Here is a 687-nt window from a genome sequence, read left to right as displayed (position 1 = left end):
GACCGGGTCACGTTGCTGACGGCCGGGGGCGGCGGGCACGGCGATCCGCGCGAGCGCGATCCGGAACTGGTCCGCCGTGACGTCGCCGAGGGCTACGTCTCCCCCGACGCCGCCCGCCGGATCTACGGGATCGACGATGTCTGAGTCCTCCGTCTCCGGCTTCGCCGCTTCCACGCCGCCCGCCCCGGGAGGCACTGTTTCCGAGCCGCCGGGCTTCGCCGCCCCGGGAAGCGCCGTTTCCGAGCCGTCCGGCCTGGCCGCCCTCAAAGCCGCCGAAGCCGCCGAAGCCGCCGAAGCCGCCGAAGCCGCCGTCCCTGCCGTGCCTGCCGTGCCTGTCGTCCCGGTTGTCCCGGTCATCTCGGGAAAGGGCCGGCCCGGCCCGGCGGGCGGGGGGCGCGGCCGGGTGGACGGCGTGACGGTCGAGGTGGTGCGCAGCCATCTCACCTCGGCCGCCGAGGAGATGCGGGCCACGCTCGTCCGTACCGCCTTCAACCCGGTCATCTACGAGGTCTTCGACTTCGGCATCTCCGTCTACGACGCGGATCTGCGCCTGGTCGCCGAGTCGACCGGGCTGAGCCGTTTCCTCGGCGCCAACGACTATTCCATCCGTAAGGGTGTGGAGTATGTGGGGCGGGAGAATCTGCGTCCGGGTGATGTGGTGTTGTTGAATTATCCGTACTGGAACGC

The 687-nt window shown here is 71.0% G+C and carries 1 protein-coding gene; it reads left to right on the top strand.

Features of this window, described 5'->3' with window-relative positions:
- Positions 1-136: 136 nt before the first annotated feature.
- Positions 137-687: hydantoinase B/oxoprolinase family protein (locus ACSDR0_RS51000; protein WP_435296200.1), on the top strand; the 551-nt coding region annotated here is incomplete at its 3' end.

Source organism: Streptosporangium sp. G11, assembly GCF_051192615.1.
Lineage (GTDB): Bacteria > Actinomycetota > Actinomycetes > Streptosporangiales > Streptosporangiaceae > Streptosporangium.
Note: the sequence above shows the minus strand (reverse complement) of the source record. Positions and strands in the feature narration are given on the sequence as shown.